Source organism: Thermoflexus sp. (assembly GCF_042408365.1).
In the GTDB taxonomy this organism is placed as follows: Bacteria; Chloroflexota; Anaerolineae; order Thermoflexales; family Thermoflexaceae; genus Thermoflexus.
Genome location: NZ_JBHOQJ010000059.1, coordinates 1 through 3083 on the forward strand (window position 1 = coordinate 1; position 3083 = coordinate 3083).

The following is a 3083-nucleotide window of genomic DNA, read 5'->3' on the forward strand; positions in this document are numbered from 1 at the left end:
GCCGGACGCCTTCGGCGTCCGGCTCGCCCTAATGCTTTTGATCTCCCCTTCCCAAAGCCCTTGGGGCCTTGGGGAGGGGCCATTGGCCCTCACCATCCCATTATCCTCAAAACACAAAAGGATGGAATAAGAGCTGCCTCGTCCCCTCTCGTTCCTATTCCTAATGATATTCTGAGGCGGCCCGCTTCCCAATTTTCGAAAGCACAATCGAGGTGACAAGCTTTTGTTTCGCTGGCTTCATTGTCCCAATGGGATGAGCAGTGGGGAGGGCGTGCGGTCCCTGAGGCCATGTAGGGGCATCCCTTGTGGGTGCCCCTACATGGATGGTCCTGGGGCGGGCCCAAGGCCTGCCCCTACTTCGACGGTGTCGGGGCCAGCATGCGATAGGCGGCTTCCAGCGCGGGCAGATACATCTCGCGGAGATACTCTTTCAGCATCCTGCGGGTGTTGAAGAAGGGCGCGAGGGATCGAATGGACTCTTTCACCATGCGCAGCCAGCGGTGGGGGATCCCATCGGCCTCTACATCGTAATACAGGGGCACCACCGCGTTTTCCAGCAGGTCGTAAAGCGACGCGGCGTCTGCCGCGTCCTGGGCCTCCGGGTTCTCATAGTCCCGGTCCTCCCCGATGGCCCAACCGTTGGCCCCGTTGTAACCTTCGCGCCACCAGCCGTCCAGCACGCTCAGGTTCAACACTCCGTTGAGGGCAGCCTTTTGGCCGCTGGTGCCGCTGGCCTCCAGAGGGCGGCGGGGGGTGTTCAGCCAGACATCCACTCCCTGTACGAGATAACGCGCTACTTCCATGTCATAGTCTTCGATGAACACAATCCGCCCGCCGAACGATGGGTCTTTGATCAGGCGGTAGATCTCCTGGATCATCCGCTTGGCCGGCTCGTCGGCCGGATGGGCCTTCCCGGCCAGGATGATCTGGACCGGGCGATGAGGGTCGTTGACCAGCCGCCGCAGGCGCTCCGGATCTCGGAAGAGGAGATACGCCCGCTTGTAAAGGGCGAACCGCCGGGCGAAGCCGATGGTGAGGGCGTAGGGGTCCAGAAGCACTCCGGAAGCCACGATCTGGATGGGGGGGACATGATTGCGTTGCCAACGCCGCCGCGCCCGCTCCCGCATGAAAGCCACCAGCTTGCGTTTCAGGTGGCGTCGGACCGTCCACAGCTCCTCATCGGGGATCTCCAGAACCCGTTCCCAAAGGGCGGGATCATCCACATGTTCCAGCCAGTCGGGTCCTAGATAGCGCTGGTAAAGGACCCGCATCCGGCGTGCCAACCAGGTCCCGATGTGGACACCGTTGGTGATGTGGCGGATGGGGACCTTCTCGACCGGGAGGTCAGGCCATAGATGGGCCCACATCCGGCGGGTCACCTGGCCGTGCAGCTCGCTGACCGCGTTCCGATGCTCGGAGAACCGCAGGGCCAAGGCGGTCATGTTAAATGTGGGCCCCCAGGGCTCATCCTCACGCGCCAGCTCGCAGAAGTCTTTGAAGGAAAGGCCCAGCTGCTCCCAGTAGCCGGCGAAGGCCCGCTCGATCAGGGTGAAGGAGAAACGGTCGTGGCCGGCGGGGACAGGCGTGTGGGTGGTGAAGACCGTGGTCGCCCGCACCCGAGATGCCGCTTCCTCGAAGGAAAGGCCCTCCACGATCTGTTCCCGCAACCGTTCCAGGAGCGAGAAGGCAGAATGCCCTTCGTTGAGATGCCAGATCGCTGGGCGCAGCCCCACGGCGCGCAGGGCCCGGACCCCCCCGATCCCCAGGATCATCTCCTGTGCGATCCGCCGTTCCGGATCCCCATCGTAAAGCCGGGCGGAGAGCTCGCGATCCATCGGTGCGTTGGAAGGGAGATTCGTGTCCAGCAGATAGAGAGGGATCCGTCCGATTTGCAGGCGCCAGACCTGCGCCCGAACCGAGCGGCCCGCGATGGCAACCTCGACCTGCAAGGGCTGACCATCTGGGCCGGCCACGGGATGGAGGGGGAGGTTCTCCAGATCCAGGGGCTCGTAAATGGCCTCCTGCCAGCCGTCCTCCGTGATTCGCTGGGTGAAATAGCCGTGCTGGTAAAGCAGCCCCACTCCGACCATTGCCAGGCCCAGGTCGCTCGCTTCCTTCAGGGTATCGCCCGCCAACACCCCCAATCCTCCCGCATAAGCGGGGAAGGCCTCATGGATGCCGAACTCGGTCGAGAAGTAAGCGATGACAGCGTCTGCGTAGTCTGGAAAGGCTTGTTTGAACCAAGTCTCCCCAGTCAGTGATCGCTCGAATTCGGCCAGCACCCGGTCGTATAGATCCAGGTAGGCAGGGTTTTGGACCGCGGCGTTCAGGCGAGCCCGTTCCGCCTGCCGCAACAGCGCGATAGGGTTGTGGCGCACCTCCTCCCAGAGCACCGGGTCCAGGCGCTGGAACAGCCGCTGCGCATCCGGTTGCCAGGTCCACCACAGGTTGCTCGCCAGCTCGCTGAGGCGGGCGATCCGTTTCGGAAGCACGGCCTGGTTCAGATGAGGCTCCATAAGCCTCCTCCGCGTCCTCATAGGCTATAGGGGAGATCGCAGCAGCGATCTAACCGCCATGATCTCCCCGAGATCCGGGTTTTGTGAGCAGGGCGGCGCATTGAAGACACGCTGCCCAATCTCCAGCGCTGGGAGCGCGCGATGTCCTTGTACCTACGGCTCCCAATTAAGTAAAGCGCTTTAGCATTTTACCACTCCAGGTACCTGCCGTCCAGGGTCCAAGCGGCGGCAACTCCTCGGTCGCCTCTTGGGGAGGTTTCGGGGCCCGAAGCCTGATTAGGGCATGGTGATTGCTCCTTTCTCCCCACAGTCGTAAGTCCTGGTAGTCGCTTCCGGGTTACGGGAGGGCAACTCCCAATTTTAGGTGGTGGCGAGTGTATGAGCAATAGGATTATTTTGGACCATTTGATCCGTTGGACTTTGGACAAACGGACAATCCGACTTCTCGTCCGGGCCCTTCCCTCATGCGGAACAAGTTCCTCCCTCCTTCTCCCCGCGACCCTTCGGGCCACGGGGAAGAGGAAAGTTGAAAGATTTAGGGGTGGGTGGGGCCGCTTTTGGCGGCCC

1 protein-coding gene is annotated in these 3083 nt (G+C 62.3%); it reads right to left on the minus strand.

Translation table 11 applies throughout. The features are described 5' to 3' along the window. Positions 1 to 353: 353 nt before the first annotated feature. Complete coding sequence (gene glgP, locus ACFMO5_RS02590) at positions 354 to 2516, minus strand: alpha-glucan family phosphorylase (RefSeq protein ID WP_376791213.1); 2163 nt, start codon at positions 2514 to 2516, stop codon at positions 354 to 356. Positions 2517 to 3083 lie beyond the last annotated feature (567 nt).

What these genes read in the sequence shown, in the direction of transcription:
- glgP (WP_376791213.1), bottom strand. Translation starts at nt 2,516, where the DNA reads ATGGAGCCTCATCTGAACCAGGCCGTGCTTCCGAAACGGATCGCCCGC.